The 16,694-nt window shown below is 72.4% G+C and carries 11 protein-coding genes; 10 read left to right on the plus strand and 1 reads right to left on the minus strand.

Going from position 1 to position 16,694, the window contains the following annotated elements; translation table 11 throughout:
* Position 1 precedes the first annotated feature (1 nt).
* The 10 genes from pstA to FBY23_RS08500 all read left to right on the plus strand — a co-directional run bounded on the left by pstA (position 2) and on the right by FBY23_RS08500 (position 15,602).
* The gene (gene pstA, locus FBY23_RS08455) at positions 2-1,177 is read left to right on the plus strand and encodes a phosphate ABC transporter permease PstA (RefSeq protein ID WP_141797747.1); all 1,176 of its coding nucleotides are present in this window, start codon (positions 2-4) and stop codon (positions 1,175-1,177) included.
* Entirely contained in the window at positions 1,174-2,766 is a 1,593-nt protein-coding gene (locus tag FBY23_RS08460) for a substrate-binding domain-containing protein (protein WP_260805826.1), read from the plus strand. The genes pstA and FBY23_RS08460 overlap by 4 nt, the downstream gene beginning before the upstream one ends.
* Positions 2,763-5,342 carry a hypothetical protein gene (locus tag FBY23_RS08465; RefSeq protein ID WP_141797748.1) on the plus strand — a complete coding sequence of 860 codons (2,580 nt, stop codon included), beginning with the start codon at positions 2,763-2,765 and terminating at the stop codon, positions 5,340-5,342. Before FBY23_RS08460 ends, FBY23_RS08465 begins: the two co-directional genes overlap by 4 nt.
* The gene (locus FBY23_RS08470; protein ID WP_141797749.1) at positions 5,339-6,304 is read left to right on the plus strand and encodes a sortase; all 966 of its coding nucleotides are present in this window, start codon (positions 5,339-5,341) and stop codon (positions 6,302-6,304) included. The genes FBY23_RS08465 and FBY23_RS08470 overlap by 4 nt, the downstream gene beginning before the upstream one ends.
* Before the next feature lie 76 nt (positions 6,305-6,380).
* Positions 6,381-7,880 (plus strand): substrate-binding domain-containing protein, encoded by a 1,500-nt coding sequence (locus FBY23_RS08475; protein WP_141797750.1) that lies wholly within the window; start codon positions 6,381-6,383, stop codon positions 7,878-7,880.
* Between the two features lie 99 nt (positions 7,881-7,979).
* Entirely contained in the window at positions 7,980-8,855 is an 876-nt protein-coding gene (locus tag FBY23_RS08480; RefSeq protein ID WP_141797751.1) for a phosphate ABC transporter ATP-binding protein, read from the plus strand.
* A gap of 101 nt (positions 8,856-8,956) precedes the next feature.
* Positions 8,957-12,469, plus strand: coding sequence for a transcription-repair coupling factor (gene mfd / locus FBY23_RS08485; RefSeq protein WP_141797752.1), 3,513 nt, complete (start codon positions 8,957-8,959; stop codon positions 12,467-12,469).
* Positions 12,470-12,471: 2 nt separating this feature from the next.
* Positions 12,472-13,191 carry a hypothetical protein gene (locus tag FBY23_RS08490; protein ID WP_141797753.1) on the plus strand — a complete coding sequence of 240 codons (720 nt, stop codon included), beginning with the start codon at positions 12,472-12,474 and terminating at the stop codon, positions 13,189-13,191.
* Between the two features lie 3 nt (positions 13,192-13,194).
* On the plus strand, positions 13,195-13,794 hold the full coding sequence (locus tag FBY23_RS08495; RefSeq protein WP_260805827.1) for a MazG family protein: 600 nt from the start codon (positions 13,195-13,197) through the stop codon (positions 13,792-13,794).
* Positions 13,791-15,602, plus strand: coding sequence for a neutral/alkaline ceramidase (locus tag FBY23_RS08500; RefSeq protein WP_260805828.1), 1,812 nt, complete (start codon positions 13,791-13,793; stop codon positions 15,600-15,602). Before FBY23_RS08495 ends, FBY23_RS08500 begins: the two co-directional genes overlap by 4 nt.
* Here FBY23_RS08500 and FBY23_RS08505 read toward each other — a convergent pair.
* Entirely contained in the window at positions 15,595-16,626 is a 1,032-nt protein-coding gene (locus FBY23_RS08505) for a serine hydrolase domain-containing protein (protein WP_141797754.1), read from the minus strand. The genes FBY23_RS08500 and FBY23_RS08505 overlap by 8 nt on opposite strands.
* Positions 16,627-16,694: the final 68 nt, after the last annotated feature.

Genomic DNA, 16,694 nt, shown 5'->3' on the forward strand with positions numbered 1-16,694 from the left:
GATGACCACGGCTCCCACGACCTCGCCGGTCCGGCCGCAGCGTGCGACCGTCCTGCCCAAGTACGACGACGACGCGGCTCCCGCCGTACCTCGCCCCTCCCTCGGCCGGCCCACCGCCGACGAGAGGTTCGTGCGCTGGGGCGCCTGGGCCTCGGCGCTGGGGATGGCCTGGTTGGTCACCCAGCGACTGCTGCCGCTCCCCGGGCCGGCCTGGTTCCTCGTCGTCTGGTTCGTCCTCGGGCTTGCCGTCACCGCGGTCCTCTCGGCACTGACCGTGTCGATGGTCGAGGTGCGCGACCGGCTCGTGGCGTCCGTCGTCACCGGCGGTGCCCTGGTCGTCGGCGCGGCCCTGGTGAGCACGCTGTCGTTCATCGTGCTGCGCGGCTGGCGGCCGCTGCTGCACGCCAACTTCTTCGTCGACGACATGGCCGGCGTCGGCCCCAAGGACCCCTTCGACATGGGAGGCATCGCCCACGCGACCGTCGGCTCGGTCATCGAGATCGGCATCGCGCTGGTCATCGTGCTGCCGCTCGGCATCGGCACCGCGATCTTCATGACCGAGGTCGGGGGCCGGTTCGCCGGCCTGGTACGCACGATCGTCGAGGCGATGACGGCGCTGCCGTCGGTGGTCGCCGGACTGTTCGTCTACACGACGGTGATCGTGGTCGCGGGCTGGCCGCGCTCCGGGTTGGCCGCCGCGCTCGCCCTCGCCGTGATGATGCTGCCGATCGTCGCCCGGGCCGCCGACGTGGTGCTGCGCGTCGTGCCCGGCAACCTGCGCGAGGCCGGGCTCGCCCTCGGTGCCAGCCGGTGGCGGACCGTGTGGCACGTCGTGCTGCCGACGGCCCGGCCGGGCCTCGCGACCGCCGTCATCCTCGGTGTCGCCCGCGGGGTGGGGGAGACCTCGCCCGTGCTGCTGACCTCCGGCGCCGCCGCGTTCATGGTCGTCGGACCCACCGACGGCGTCATGAACTCGCTGCCGCTCTACATCTACACGACCGTCCGCAGCGGCGAGCCGCAGGCGATCACTCGCGCCTTCGCGGCCGCCACCGTCCTGCTCGCGCTCGTGCTGTTCCTCTTCGTCCTCGCGCGGGTCGTGGCCCGCCCGAGGAGGGCGAGGAAGACCACCCGGCCCCGTGCCATCAAGCCCCGTGCCATGAAGGAGACCAGCTCGTGAAGCGCCGAGGACGCGCCCTGGCGGCCACCCTGCTCGCCATGATCTGCGGCATCAGCCTGCCCCTGGCGGCGTGGGGTGCCGTGCCGTACGCCCAGATCGAGGGCACCGGCTCGACCTGGTCGGAGCTCATCGTCCAGCAGTGGATCGCCGACGTGAACGCCAACGGCATGAAGGTCGTCTACACCGGCGGCGGCTCGACCAAGGGCCGCAAGGACTTCGCCAACAACAGCGTCGACTTCGCGATCTCCGAGATCCCGTACCAGGGCACCGACGAGCAGGGCCAGGCCGACACCAGCCAGGGCCGGCAGTACGCCTATCTGCCCATCGTGGCCGGTGGCACCGCCTTCACCTACCAGCTCAAGATCGGCAACGAGCAGGTCAAGAACCTGCGCCTGTCGGGGGAGACGCTGGCCAAGATCTTCACCAACCAGATCACCAACTGGAACGACCCGGCGATCGCCAAGGACAACAACGGCCGCAAGTTCCCGGCCCTGCCGATCATCCCCGTGGTCCGCTCCGACGGATCCGGTACGACGGCACAGTTCACCACCTGGATGGACAAGCAGTACCCCAGCATCTGGCGGGCCTACTTCGGCCGGGCCGGGCTGACGTCGTACTACCCCAAGAAGTCGGGCAGCCGGATGGTCAGCCAGGCCGGCTCCGACCAGGTGATGAACACGATCAAGGGCTTCTCGGGCAACGGGATGATCGGGTACGTCGAGTACTCCTATGCGATCAACGCCCACTACCCGGTGGTGAAGGTGAGGAACGCGGCCGGCTACTACGTCGAGCCCACACAGTTCAACACCGCGGTGGCACTGACGCAGGCCAAGATCAACATGGACACGACGTCACCGCTGTACCTGACGCAGAACCTCGACGGCGTCTACACCCACAACGACCCGCGGTCCTACCCGATCTCGTCGTACTCGTACATGCTGCTGCCCACCGGTGCCGGTGACCAGCGGATGTCGACGGCCAAGCGGCAGACCCTCGCCGACTTCATGTACTACTCGCTGTGCACCGGGCAGACGAAGGCGGGCGCGTACGGCTACTCCTCGCTGCCGCTCAACCTGGTCCAGGCCGGGTTCGACCAGATCGCGAAGCTGAAGGCGGCCGACCCGGCCGTCGAGCTGACCGACCGCGACGTCAAGAGCTGCAACAACCCCACCTTCGACGGCAAGAACCTCGACAAGAACCTGCTGGCGGAGAAGGCGCCCAAGCCGCCGGAGTGCGACAAGGACGGCGCCGGTCCGTGCGGCTACGACACCGGCACCGGCAAGCCCGCCACCGACGAGCAGGCCGCGGCCGCGGGAGGTACGGCGCCCGCCGCCGGCGCCGCACCGCCGGCAGCCGTCGATCCGGTCACCGGCCAGGAGGTACCGGTCGCCACCGACGGCACCACACCGGTGGCCGCCACCAGCCAGCCCGTGACGGCCTCGCCCGACACGCTGTCAGCCGAGCGGGCCGGTGACCGCCGGCCCTTCGGCTGGGTCGTGGTGCTGGAGCTGCTCGCCCTGGTGCTGCTGCCCGGCCTGCTGGCCGCGATGTTCCGGCGCCGGCTGGCCGCCGGGGGGACGTCGCGATGAGGCGGCGCAGCCCCCGGCTCGCCCTCGTCGGGCTCGTCGTCGCCGCCAGCGCCGCGACGGGCGTCACCGCCCCGGCCGCCGCCGACCGGCCCCAGCCCGTGACGCCGCGCGCGGCCGGCGCCGGTGACGCATGGAGCAGCACTCAAGCGATGGAGCGCGAGCTCGTCGCCGCGGACGGCTCGTCGACCGAGATCTCCGACCCGAACACCGGCAAGCCCTGGCAGGTCACCGTCAGCGCCGACCACACGCGCAACCTGCGCGGGCGGGAGCGGGTGGGCATCACCTGGAGCGGTGCCCAGCCCAGTGGCGGGCGGGCCAACGACCCCTTCGGCCCGGGCGGCATGAACCAGGAGTACCCGGTCGTCGTCCTGCAGTGCCGGGGGACCGGCGCCGAGGTGAGGCCGGAGACCTGCTGGACCTCGTCCTTCGGCCAGCGCTCGCAGGTCTCGAAGTCGGCCAGCGACGCGACCTGGACCGAGGACCTCTACGCCCTCGCGTCTGACACCGAGAAGGTGACCAGCAGCAAGGGCGACGTCCCGGGTGCCGACGCGTGCCCGACCATCGACCGCACCGGCCTGCTCTACACGCGGCTGGTGCCGTTCGTGAGCGCCAAGGGGCAGGTCTTCGCGGCGTGCGACGCCAAGACGATGCCGCCCGAGGCGGCGGCGGACGCGGCACTGCCCGCCAACGAGATCGCGGCGTACACCGACGCCGACGGCAAGGGCTCGGTCCAGTTCGAGGTGCGCACCGACGTCGAGAACGAGTCCCTCGGCTGCAGCAAGTCGGTGGCCTGCTCGATCGTCGTCATCCCGATCGTCGGGATCAGCTGCGAGGCCGGCTCCACCGCCGACGAGCGCGACCTGAGCGTCGTCGAGAAGTCCTGCCGGCGCACCGGCCAGTTCGCTCCCGGCTCCAGCAACGTCACCAACGTCGGCGTCGACCAGGCGGTCTCGCCGATGCTGTGGTGGGCCCAGTCCAACTGGCGCAACCGCTTCGTGATCCCGGTGACCTTCGGTGACCCGCCGGACACCTGCGACATCCTCGACCCGCGGGCACCGACCGGCTTCTACGGCTCCGAGCTGCTCGCGCAGGCCGCCCTGCAGTGGGCTCCGGCGTACTGCCTGAACAAGTCGCGGTTCAAGTTCCAGCACAACCAGATGCCCGACCAGGCGGGGTTCTCGCTGATGTCCTCGGGCGGCGGCGCGGCAGCACTGGTCTCCTCCGAGTACGAGACGGAGGGCGATCCCGTCGGCTACGCGCCGACGGCCCTCACCGGCTTCGGCATCGGCTACATCATCGACCGGCCCGGCAACGCGGGTGAGTACGCCGACCTCCGGCTCAACGCCCGGCTGCTCGCCAAGCTGCTCACCCAGTCCTACACGGGATCGAGCTTCGGAGCGGGGCACCCGGGGATGGAGCACAACCCCTGGGCGATCATGAAGGACCCGGAGTTCGTCGCGCTCAACCCCGGCCTGTCGCAGGAGGCCCAGGAGGCCGGAGCCGCGCTGCTGTCGCTGTCCAACTCCTCCGACGTCATCCGCCGGCTCACCGACTACATCGCCAGTGACAAGGCGGCGACGGACTTCGTCAGGGGCAAGCCGGACCCGTGGGGCATGCGGGTCAACCCGTCGTACCGCAAGATCAAGCTGCCCCGCGACGAGTGGCCGCTGCTCGACGGCTACGTCCCCAAGGGCGGCACCGACTGCAAGGCGAACAACCCGTCGACGTACTTCAACGACCTCGCCGCCCCGGTCTCGACGATGCGCAAGATCGCCGAGGCGCTGCTGGACGCGTGGCCGAACGTGCAGACCCGCTGCGACACCGACCTCAGCGTCACGCCGCCGATCTACAAGCTCGGGCGGACCGAGCGGCAGCACTACGGCGACCGCTTCATGCTCGGCATCGTCAGCCTCGGTGACGCCCAGCGCTACGGCCTGCGCACCGCGGGCCTGGAGACCCGGCCGGGCCGGTATGTCATACCGTCGGTCGACTCGTTGACGGCAGCGGTCAAGCTCGCCAGGCCCGAGGGCAGGCGCGGCCCGTTCGAGATGGACATGGCGAAGCTGCGCAAGGCGGGCAACGCCTACCCGGGCACGATGGTCGTCTACACCGCGGCCCGGCTGCGGAACCTCACCCCGGAGGACGCCGGCAAGGTCGCGCAGTTCATCCGGATCGCCACGACGGAGGGCCAGCGGGCCGGGAGCGGCAACGGCGAGCTGCCGGGCGGCTTCGTGCCGATCCGCGACACCGGCGCCACCCGCGCGCTCTACACGCGGGCCCAGCGCGTAGCCCGGGCGATCGAGAGGCAGAAGGTGCCGGCCGCGGCGCCGGCCGAGGCCGGCCCCGCGACCGTGAACCCGGGGACGGCGGCCGCCGCGCCCGCCGGGGAGCCCGTCGCGGCCGCGCCCGCCGCAGGTCCGGCAGCGGCGGCCCCCGGCGCCGTCACCATGCCCCCGACCCACGCGGTGTCCTCCGAGTGGAGTGGCCGGCTGCTGCCGGTGCTGCTCCTGCTGGGCCTGGTGTTCACGGTCGTCAGCGCCGTGTCGCGGGTCGTCCAGGTCCGGAGCCGTCGATGACGACGCTGGAGGAGTCGCCGGTCGCGGCGAGCGAGCAGACCGTGCCGCGGGAGAGCGGGGCGCGCCCCCGGCGCCGCCCGCAGCGGCGCGCCCCGCGCCCGTCCCGGCAGGACGGGCCGCCCAGCCGGGCCGAGACCGCCAGCACGGTCGTCAGTACCTCGGCCACGATGGCCGCACTCGTCACGCTGTGGATGGCGCTGCAGCTGCTCGTCCTCGGCGGGGTCGCCCAGGAGCGCAGCCAGTCACTGCTGTACGACGAGTTCCGGGCCGAGGTCGCCGCCGCGACCGCGAGCGTGGGGCCGGTCACCGAGCCGGGCGCACCGGTCGCGCTGATCCAGGTCCCGCGGCTGGGCCTGCAGCAGGTCGTCGTCGAGGGCACCGCGTCCGGTGACCTCCTCGCCGGGCCCGGCCACCTGCGCAACACCGTGCTGCCCGGCCAGGCCGGCGCCTCCGTGGTGTTCGGCCGCGCCGCGACGTACGGCAGCCCGTTCCGCGACCTCGACCGGCTCGAGCCCGGCGACCGGATCGAGGTGACCGTCGCCCAGGGCCGGGTGGCGTTCACGGTCAGGGCCGTGCGCCGCAGCGGAGACCCGCTGCCCCAGCCGCTCGCGGCCGGCCGGGCGCGACTCACGCTGGTCACCGCCGAGGGCCACGGCCGGCTGCGCGCGATCGCGCCGGGCGAGGCCCTCTACGTCGACGCCGAGGCGGACTCGGCGTTCCCCGCACCGTCCGGCCTGCCGCCGACGGTCCCCGAACCGGAGAAGCCGATGGGCACCGACACAGGGGTGCTGCCCCTGCTGGCCCTCGATCTCGCGCTGCTCCTGGCGTTGACGCTCGGGGTCATCGCCGCCCGTCAGAGATGGTCGCTGGTGCACGTGTGGGTGGTTGCGACCCCCCTCGCGATCGCCCTGGCATGGGTGACGACCGACGGAGTGATGCGGCTCCTGCCCAACCTGACCTGATCGCCGCCGTCGGGCGGTGTCCTCGCTGTGGCTGCACCAGTAGCCGCAGACCACTCACAGAAAGTCGAACAACGCAATGTCCGTACGCAAGACCCTCACGGCCGCCTTCGCGGCCGCGGTGGCCACGTCGGCGGTGACGCTGATCGCCTCTCCGGCCCACGCCGAGTACGTTCCGCAGCCCGAGGACAGCAAGGCCGCTCCCGTGTCGGCCGACCTGATCGGCGTCGGCTCCGACACCACCATGCTCGCGCTGCACAACGCCGCGCTGCTCTGGAACGCCGGCAGCCACGGCTTCGACGTCGCCACGTTCAGCGCGCTGGGTGGCGGCGACGTCAACCTGCCCGCGCCCAACCTCGCTCAGCCCCGGCCGAACGGCTCCAGTGCCGGCAAGGCGGCGCTGCGCAACGCCGCCCAGTACAGCGAGGTCGACTTCGCCCGCTCCTCCGACCGCGTCGGCGGCACGGGCAAGGAGGCCGAGGGTGCCGACCTCGAGGGCATTCCCTTCGCGGTCGACACCGTCGTCGCCGCGGTCTCCAACAGCACCGCGTCGCACGCGCCGGCGTCGCTGACCAAGGCGCAGCTCATCGCCATCTACAGCTGCACGACCACCAACTGGAACCAGGTCGGCGGCACCGCGGGCGTCATCAAGCCGCTGGTCCCGCAGAGCGGCTCGGGCACCGAGAAGTTTTTCAAGGCCCAGCTCGGCGTCGCCAACTACGGCTCCTGCGTCAAGGACTACGTCGACACCAACGGCAACGACGTCAAGGACGCCGGCGAGGCCAGCGTCCAGGAGCACTCCGACGCGCCGGTCAAGAACGACCCCGACGTGATCGTCCCGATCTCCAAGGGCCGCGCCGGGCTGATCCCCGGCAACACCGTGCGCCTGCTCGAGGGCGAGCTCGCCTTCAAGCGCGCGGTCTACAACGTGGTGCGTGCCACCGACATCAACAACGCCTCGGTCCAGGCCTTCTTCGGTGAGAGCGGCTTCCTGTGCTCCTCGGCCGCCAGGGACGCGATCGCCGCGGGTGGCCTGACCCAGCTCGCCACGCCGGCCAACGGCGGCGTCTGCGGCACCGCCGCCGACACGACCAGCGACTTCACCACCAACGAGCCGGTCGCGACCAGCACCACGCTGACTGGGACCAGCACCGGCGCGGGCGTCAGCCTCGTCGCCAAGGTCGGCGGCTCGTCGACCCCGCTCGGCACCGTGACCTTCAAGGAGGGCGACACCGTCCTCAAGGCCAACGTGCCGATCGTCGGCGGCGAGGCCCGGTTCGTCGTACCGGCGCCGAGCGTGGGCGCCCACACCTACAAGGCCGTCTACAACCCGAGCCAGGCCCGCTTCCAGGTCTCAGAGGCCACGGTCACCGTCAGCTACGCGCCGCCGGTCGCCGGCCCGTCCGCCGCGCTCGTCGCCGCACAGGCCCAGCTCGACGCCGCGAAGGCCAAGGTGGTCAAGCTCAAGAAGCAGGCCAAGTCGGCCACGGGCGCCAAGAAGGCCAAGCTCAAGAAGAAGCTGAAGAAGGCCAAGAAGGCGGTCAAGGCGGCCACCGCCGCGGTCGCCGCCGCGTCCTGACCCAGCACGCGCACCACCCCGCAGCACCCGCAGCACCCGCAGCACAGGTGCCGGGCGGCCCTCGTGGCCGCCCGGCACCGACCGATGAGAAGAGAGCCGATGTACCCCAACGCCGACGACACGACCGTCATCCCCGAGGTCCGTGCCGACGTACCCCGCCTCGATCCCGCCACGCCGGTCGACGCCGCCGTACCGACGGGCCTGGCCGCGCTCGAGGCCCGGGAGATCACGGCGTGGTTCGGTGACCACAAGGTCCTCGACCGGGTCTCGCTCACGATGGATCCGGGCCGGATCACCGCCCTGATCGGCCCGTCCGGCTGTGGCAAGTCGACCTTCCTGCGCATCCTCAACCGGATGCACGAGCTGGTCCCCTCGGCCCAGCTGGCCGGTGAGGTGCTGCTCGACGGCGAGGACATCTACGACCCCGGCAAGCGGCTCATCGACGCCCGCCGCGCGATCGGCATGGTGTTCCAGAAGCCGAACCCGTTCCCGGCGATGTCGATCCGGGAGAACGTGCTGGCCGGCCTCAAGCTCACCGGCACCCGGATGAAGAGGGCCGACAAGGACGACCTCGTCGAGTCCTGCCTGGTCAAGGGCGGGCTGTGGAACGAGGTCAAGGACCGTCTCGACGCGCCGGGCGGCGGACTGTCCGGCGGCCAGCAGCAGCGCCTGTGCATCGCCCGCTCGCTGGCGATCCGGCCGCGGGTGCTGCTCATGGACGAGCCCTGCTCGGCCCTCGACCCGACCTCCACCCGGGTGATCGAGGAGACGATGCTCGACCTCGCCCGCGAGGTGACGATCGTGATCGTCACCCACAACATGCAGCAGGCCGCGCGCGTCTCCGACCAGTGCGCGTTCTTCCTCGCCTCGCAGGGCCAGCCCGGCGTGATCGTCGAGCACGGCGCCACCGAGGCGATGTTCCAGAGCCCGCAGGACTCGCGGACCTACGACTACGTCAACGGGCGGTTCGGCTGACCCGACGGGCTGTCGGCGGCGGGTCGTAGGCTGGTGCCCGCACCCCCGGTCGCACGTGGACCGGGGGCGATCGTCGTGTTCCTCGACCAAAGGTGTGCCCCGTGAGTCTCGCCGGCCTCGCCGACGCCGTCCTCGCCGACCCGACCCTGTCCGCCGCGCTGGCCGGCGCCACGAGCGGTGCCCAGCCGACCGGTGAGCTGACCGGTCCGGAGGCGCTGCGGCCCTTCCTGGCCGCCGGCCTGGTCCGGGCCGGTCGGCCGGTGCTCGTGGTCACCGCCACCACCCGCGAGGCCGAGCAGCTGGTCGCCGAGCTGGGCGACCTGATCGACCCGGCGGGCGTGGCCTACTACCCGAGCTGGGAGACGCTGCCCCACGAGCGGCTCAGCCCGCGCAGCGACACCGTCGGGCGCCGCCTCGCGGTGCTGCGCCGCCTGTGCCACCCCGGCACCGACCCCGCGACCGGGCCGGTCCAGGTCGTCGTGGCTCCGGTCCGCAGCGTGCTGCAGCCGCAGGTCAAGGGGCTCGGCGACCTGGTGCCGGTCGAGCTGAGCGTCGGCTCGACCGCGGAGATCGACGACGTCGTGGCCGGGCTGGTCGGTGCGGCGTACTCCCGCGTCGACCTGGTCGAGAAGCGCGGCGAGTTCGCGGTCCGCGGCGGCATCGTCGACGTCTTCCCGCCGACCGAGGAGCACCCGCTGCGCGTGGAGTTCTTCGGCGACGAGGTCGACGAGATCCGCTCGTTCGCGGTCGCCGACCAGCGCACGATCACCAAGGTCGACCGGCTGTGGGCGCCGCCGTGCCGCGAGCTGCTGCTGACCGACGAGGTCCGGGCCCGTGCCGCCGAGCTCGGGCAGTCCCACCCGCAGCTCCTCGAGATCACCGACAAGCTCGCCCAGGGCATCGCCGTGGAGGGCATGGAGGCGCTGATCCCGGCGCTCGTCGACGAGCTCGAGCTGCTCGTCGACCTGATGCCCGAGGACACCCGGATCCTGGTCCTCGACCCCGAGCGGGCCCGCGCCCGCGCGCACGACCTGGTCGCGACCAGCGAGGAGTTCCTCGCCGCGTCCTGGGCCACCGCCGCCAGCGGCGGGCAGGCGCCGATCGACCTGCAGGCGGCGTCGTACCAGTCGCTCGCCGACGTCCGGGCGCATGCTCGCGAGCGCGGGCAGTCGTGGTGGACGTTCAGCCCGTTCGGCCTCGACGAGGAGGTGCCCAGCAGCGCTCAGCCGGCGCCGTCGTACCGCGGGGACGTGGCGAAGGCCTTCGCCGACATCGCCCGCTGGCGCGGCGAGGGCCAGGCGGTCGCGGTCGTCCATGTCGGCCACGGGCCCGCGCAGCGCATGGTCGAGGCGCTGGGGGAGCAGGACGTCCCGGCCCGCCTGGTCGAGGAGATCCCGGCCGGCCACCAGCTCGACCCGGCCGTCGTCACCATCACCTGCGGCAACCTCGGCCACGGCCTGGTCGACACCGGCCGCGGCCTGGTCGTCCTCACCGGCGAGGACATCGTCGGCACCAAGGCGTCGGTGCGCGACAAGGGCGCGATGCCCGTGCGCCGCAAGCGGCAGATCGACCCGCTCGAGCTCAAGGCCGGCGACTACGTCGTCCACGAGCAGCACGGCGTGGGTCGCTTCGTCGAGATGAAGCAGCGCGAGGTGCAGGGCGCGGTGCGCGAGTACCTCGTCCTCGAGTACGGCCCCTCCAAGCGCGGCGGCCCGCCCGACCGACTGTTCGTGCCGGCCGACACCCTCGACCAGGTCACCCGCTACGTCGGCGGAGAGCAGCCCAGCCTCGACCGGCTCGGCGGCGGCGACTGGACCAAGCGCAAGAACAAGGCGCGCAAGGCGGTCCGCGAGATCGCGGCCGAGCTGATCAAGCTGTACGCCGCCCGCCAGGCCACCCAGGGCCACGCCTTCGGCCCCGACACCCCCTGGCAGCGCGAGCTCGAGGACGCCTTCCCGTTCCACGAGACCCCCGACCAGCTGACCACGGTCGACGAGGTCAAGGCCGACATGGAGCGCACGGTCCCGATGGACCGGCTGATCTGCGGCGACGTCGGCTACGGCAAGACCGAGATCGCCGTGCGCGCGGCCTTCAAGGCGGTCCAGGACGGCAAGCAGGTCGCCGTCCTGGTGCCGACGACGTTGCTCGTCAACCAGCACCTCGCGACGTTCTCCGAGCGCATGAGCGGGTTCCCGATCAACCTCAAGCCGCTGAGCCGGTTCCAGACCGACAAGGAGGCCGCCGAGACGATCGCCGGCCTCGCCGACGGCACCGTCGACGTCGTGGTCGGCACCCACCGGCTCTTCAACGCCGACACGAGGTTCAAGGACCTCGGCCTGATCATCGTCGACGAGGAGCAGCGCTTCGGCGTCGAGCACAAGGAGGCGATGAAGCGGCTGCGCACCTCCGTCGACGTCCTCTCCATGTCCGCCACCCCGATCCCGCGCACCCTGGAGATGGCGATCACCGGCATCCGCGAGATGTCGACGATCACCACGCCGCCCGAGGAGCGCCACCCGGTGCTGACGTACGTCGGCGGCTATGAGGACCGCCAGGTGGTGGCCGCCGTACGACGCGAGCTGCTGCGCGACGGTCAGGTGTTCTACATCCACAACCGGGTGAGCTCGATCGAGAAGGCTGCAGCCAAGATCCGCGAGCTGGTGCCCGAGGCCCGGGTCGCGACGGCCCACGGCCAGATGGGCGAGCACCAGCTCGAGCAGGTGATGGTCGACTTCTGGGAGAAGAACTTCGACGTCCTCGTCTGCACGACGATCGTCGAGTCCGGCATCGACGTCTCCAACGCCAACACCATGATCATCGAGCGCTCCGACACGCTCGGCCTCTCGCAGCTCCACCAGCTGCGCGGTCGCGTCGGCCGCTCGCGCGAGCGCGCGTACGCCTACTTCCTCTACCCGACCGAGAAGCCGCTCACCGAGACCGCCCACGAGCGGCTCGCGACCCTGGCGCAGCACTCCGACCTCGGCGGCGGGATGGCGATCGCGATGAAGGACCTCGAGATCCGCGGCGCCGGCAACCTGCTCGGCGGCGAGCAGTCCGGCCACATCGCCGACGTCGGCTTCGACCTCTACGTCCGGCTGGTCGGCGAGGCGGTGCGCGACTTCCGGTCCGACCCAGGCGCGCCGGAGCAGCTCGAGGAGGTCCGCATCGAGCTGCCCGTCGAGGCGCACCTGCCCCACGACTACATCCCCAGCGAGCGGCTCCGGCTCGAGATCTACAAGCGCCTGGCCGAGGTCCGCACCGACGCCGACGTCGACGAGATCATCGGCGAGCTCCAGGACCGGTACGGCGAGCCGCCCGAGCAGGTCACCGCCCTGCTCCTGGTCGCCCGCTTCCGCGCCCGGGTGCGCCAGGCAGGGGTCAAGGAGGTCACCACGGTCGGCAAGAACGTGCGATTCCACCCGGTCGTGCTCCCCGAGTCGCGCACGGTCCGGCTCAACCGGCTCTACCCGAAGTCGATCGTCAAGCACCAGCTCGAGTCGATCCTGGTACCACGCCCCGGCATCCCGGGACGGACGGGAACGCCGCTCGAGGGGGTCGCCCTGCTTGAATGGGCCCGGCTCGTCATCGACTCGGTCATCGACCCCAAGGAGTGAGTGTGCGTCCGATCCAGGCGAAGTTCCGGTCCGCCGCAGTGAGTCTCGCTGCGGTCGCCCTGCTCGCCGCCGGCTGCGGCGTCAGCGACAACGACGTGAAGCCCGGCGTGGCCGCCGAGGTCGAGGGCCAGCAGCTCTCGCTCAGCAAGGTCGACAAGGCGGTCCAGGACTACTGCGCCCTGGCCGCGACCAACCCGCAGGCGCAAGCGGCGCCCGTCGCGCTGGTCCGGGCTCAGTTCGTCGTCGGCTGGACCCAGGCGGTCGCCGTCGACGACCTGGCACCCGAGCACGGGGTGCCGCTGCCGGCCGAGCAGATCGACCGGACGTCCGTCACCGACGAGTGGGGTGCCCTCGGCACGATCGACGACGACAACTACGACACCTTCGAGTTCCTGACCTGGATCAAGCAGCGGCTCACCGACCCGGTCGCCCAGCTCGGTGCCGACGAGTCCGGTGGCCGGGGCGACGATGCCATCGAGGCGGGCATCGCGCTGATCACGAAGTGGCTCGACGACCACGACGTCAGCTTCAACCCCGTCTTCGGGACCTACGACGCGACGACCGGTGTGTTCAGCGGGGACCCGCTCTCGGTGCCGGTGAGCAGCGAGGCCAAGGGCGCCAGCAACACCGCCGCCATGACGCCCGAGCAGGTCGCGAAGCTGCCGGCCGACCAGCGCTGCGGCCCGGCCGCCGCGCCGGCGGCGGTCGTCCCCCAGGGATAGGCGGTGTCCGAGCCGGCGGACGGGGCCGTCGCCGAGTTCGTCGACGTGATGCGGCGGCTGCGGGCGGAGTGTCCGTGGAAGCAGGAGCAGACCCACCGCTCGCTGGTCCGCTACCTGCTCGAGGAGACCTACGAGACCGTCGACGCCATCGACGAGGCCGAGGCGAGCGGCGAGTTCGGCCACCTCGCCGAGGAGCTCGGCGACCTGCTGCTGCAGGTGGTGTTCCATGCCGTGATCGCCGAGGAGCGCGGCGACTTCACGCTCGACGACGTCGCCCGCGGCATCACCGAGAAGATGCGCCGTCGCAACCCGCACGTCTTCGGGAACGAGTCCGGTGATCTCACCGCCGAGCAGGTCGACGAGCGCTGGCAGCGGATCAAGGCCGCCGAGCGCGCGGCTCCTGGCGACCTGCCCGCCGCCCTCCCCGCCCTGCTGTACGCCGACAAGACGCTCGCCCGGCGCGAGCGGGCCGGGCTCCCGGTCGACGTGGCGGCGGACTCGGCGGACCTCGGCGAGCGGCTGCTGGCCCTGGTCGCCGAGGCCCGCGCCGAGGGCGTCGACCCGGAGCAGGCGCTGCGCGACGCCGTCCGGAGGAGGCAGTGACCGCTGCTGGCTGGCTGGTCGGGCGCGGCATCGCGGACGTCACCGGGGAGCCGTGGGGCGTCGGGATGATGGGCTACGGGATGCCCGACCAGCGCACCTGCGGCATCTTGTCGCGCCAGTACGCCCGCGCGTTCGTCCTCGACGACGGCCGGCACCGGACGGCGTACGTCGTCGCCGACATCGGCATGTTCTTCCAGGCCACCGTGGCCGCGATCCACGCGAGCCTCGCCGACCGCTTCGGCACGGCCTACGGCGCGGGCAACGTCGTCCTCACCGCCACCCACACCCACTGCGGGCCGGGTGGGCACGGCCACGACGTGCTCTACAACATCACCACCGGTGGCTTCCGGCCGCGCACCTTCGCGCGGCTGGTCGACGGCGTGGTCGAGGCGATCGCCCGCGCCGATGCCGACCTGGCCCCGACGACACTGCGGCTCACCCGCGGCGAGCTGCACGACGCGAGCGCCAACCGGGCCCGGGCGGCGTTCGAGCGCGACCCGGCCCACGAGCGGGCGCTGTTCCCCGACGGCATCGACCCGCGGATGACCCTGCTGCGCCTGGAGCGCGACGGCGAGCTGGCAGGCGCGATCAGCTGGTTCGGTGTCCACAACACCTCGATGTCCAACAGGAACCTGCTGATCAGCGCCGACAACAAAGGCTGGGCCGCGCACCAGTGGGAGCGGGACGGTGACCTGGTCACCGCGTTCGCGCAGACCAACGCCGGCGACCTGAGCCCCAACCTCGGGCTGCAGCCGGCCACCGGCCCGACGACCGACGAGCGGGAGAACACCCGGATCATCGGCGAGCGGCAGCTGGCGGCCGCGCGCCTGCTGGCCTCGGAGCCGGGCGTGGAGGTGGCGCCACTGGTCGACGTACGGCACCGGTGGGTGCGGCTCGCCGAGCGCGCTGCCGCGCCGGGCCGCACGGGGCGGGCGATCCTGGGCGCGAGCTTCGCGGCCGGCAAGCTCACCGACGGCCCCGGCTCACCGCTGTTCGACGAGGGCCGCCGCAACCCGGTGCCTGCGCGACTCAGCCGGCGGCTCTACCGGCGTCGCCCCGCACTCGCCGCGGCGCACGCGCCCAAGGACCTGCTCCTGCCCGTCGGCAGCCTGCGCTGGGTGCAGGAGACCTACCTGCTCCAGCTGGTCCGGTGGGGCCACCTCCACCTGGTGTGCCTGCCGTTCGAGGTCACCGTCGTGGCCGGGCTGCGGCTGCGGCGCGCCGTCGCCGCCGAGCTCGGCGTCGACGTCGACGACGTCGTGCTACAGGGCTATGCCAACGGCTACGGGCACTACGTCACCACGCCGGAGGAGTACGACGAGCAGTTCTACGAGGCGGGCTCCACGATCTTCGGGCGCCACGAGCTGGCCGTGCTGACCGACGCGGTCGTCGAGCTGGCCGGTGCCCTGCGCACCGGACAGCCCCTCGCGCCGGGGATGCCGCCCGCGCCCCGCCGGCTGCGCTGGACCCTCCCCGTCGGCTCGCCCCGGCTGGCCCGCTCCGGTCCCACGGTGGTGCTGACCTCGCCCGCCACGGCCTCGGTCGGGGAGACGGTCGTCGCGACCTTCCGCACCGACCACCCCAACGCGGTGCTGCGGCCGACGTACCTGCGCGTCGAGCGGCGCGACGGCGACGGCTGGCGCCAGGTCGCCGACGACTCCTCGGCATCGACCACGATCAGGTGGCGGCGCGACCGCGGGCTGCGGTTCACCGCCGAGGTCACCTGGGTGGCCGGCGAGCCGGGGACCTACCGGATCACCTGCGTCGGCAGCAGCGACGCGACCACGCCGCCGGTCGTCGTCAGCTGACCCGTCCGCGGAGTCCCTCGGTCACGACCTGGACCAGGCGCTCGGCGGTGCCGAAGTCGGCAACGAGGCGGTTCTTGGTGAGTGCGAACGACGTCCCGGTGGCGGGATGGGCGAAGGCGCGGCTGCCACCGCCGCCCGGCCAGCCGAGCACTGGCAGCGGGTAGCCCAGCCCGAGGCGGACCCGGTTGCCGAAGACCTGGTCGGTCCCCTCGAAGGCGACCTCCGACAGCCGCGCCAGCCGGTCGGCTGAGATCAACCGGCCGTCGAGGATCGCGGCGTACATGGTGGCCAGGCCGCGTGCGGTGAAGGTGCCGACCGACGGGACGTCCGCCGTGAGCAGGGCCGGGTCGTTGCCGAGCCCGGCCGTCGGCCGCAGCTCCCACGACGCGCTCTCGTCGGGTGGTGCGGCATCCTCGAGGTGGGCCAGCCGGGCCAGATCGGCCGGGGGTACGCCGAACCGCAGCTCGCCGGGCACGCCCAGCGGCGCGGCGACCCACTCGTGCAGCAGCCGCCCCATGGAGTGGCCGGTGAGCCGGCGGGCGATCTCACCGACCAGGAAGCCGAAGGTGTAGGAGTGGTAGCCCGTCCGGGCGCCGGGGCGCCACCGCGGCTCGGCCGCCGCGATCGCCGTGGCGACGCGCTCCGGGTCGCCCAGGTCCGCCGGCCCGAGTCCGTCGGGCATCGCCGGCACCCCGGCGGTGTGGGTCAGGACGTGGCGCAGCGTCGTCGCCTCCTTGCCGTGCACCCCGAACCCCGGCCACACGTCCGCGACCCGGGTGTCGTAGCCGATCAGGCCGCGGGCGACCAGCAGATGGCCGATCAGGGCCGACGCGCCTTTGCCCGTGGAGAAGCTGAAGAACAGGGTGTCCGGCGCCACCGGGCGTCCCGTCCGGCGGTCGGCGACGCCCGCGACGGCCTCGACGACCGGCTGGCCGCGATGGTGGACGGCGACCTGCAGCCCGGTCTCCGCCCCGGAGCCGACGAGCTCGTCGAGCACCGACTGGACCCGGCGCTGGAGGACCATCAGGCCTCGAGCCTGGTGGAGCCGTCGAAGGCGCTGGAAGCGGTCATGCCTCTACTGACCGCGGCGTC

Source organism: Nocardioides sp. SLBN-35 (genome assembly GCF_006715725.1).
Taxonomy (GTDB): domain Bacteria; phylum Actinomycetota; class Actinomycetes; order Propionibacteriales; family Nocardioidaceae; genus Nocardioides.